Origin of the sequence: Corynebacterium sp. HMSC08C04, assembly GCF_001807495.1 — a bacterium.
GTDB classification, from domain to species: Bacteria; Actinomycetota; Actinomycetes; order Mycobacteriales; family Mycobacteriaceae; genus Corynebacterium; species Corynebacterium simulans.
In genome coordinates this window covers 1-729 of record NZ_KV789205.1, presented here as the reverse complement: position 1 = coordinate 729, position 729 = coordinate 1, and positions in this window count along the sequence as shown.

Genomic DNA, 729 nt, shown 5'->3' with positions numbered 1-729 from the left:
CAGAACACCGGTACCAAAAACTCGCATCTGACAACAGGAGCACTATTGGAAAACCGGTGTGGCTTGAGTGAATAATTGACGCCGCAAATACCCCTGCGATCACAAGACCTCCAGCCATGGATTCCCTGATCCAAGGCCGATAACAACCAGGTTGATTGCTCAAGCGCCGTCAGAACAAGGCAACGAAAGATGATGTATTCAGCTTCTCCGGAGTTAGCGGCCTTGGGGAAAGATCTCATCGGCATTAACCAAGCGGGGCCCTATCCTAATCAACCATCGAAAGCCGCATTTAAACTCAGAAGCGGACAGAACCTGCATTCGAACCATCGACGCCATGAAATCTAGCGGCCGCAACGCTTCTCGATGGTTTGAATGCAGGTCCCAACTCTTCATCCGCGCGGAACCAATCTCTAATTCACTCTGTTTTTAGGCACAGTGACAATTTAGAAGGCTGATCCGTATAGTCCATAAACCACGCGATAATGAACACCGCAGTTGCCTGGGATAGTTCATATGGTGAACAAAGCTGCGTTCGACCCATCGAAGCCGCCGAAACCGGGCGTTGTGGGCCTGTTGGTTGGTTCGAATGCAGGTGCGGTGCCAACCCGGGTGGTTGAGTGCTTTTTGAACTGTTGGGGTTTGTTTGCCAGGTGTGGTGAAAACACAAAAAAGGGAGAGGTTCTAGAACGGTGGTGTTCTAGAACCTCTCCCTTTTTTGTGTATTGAGTT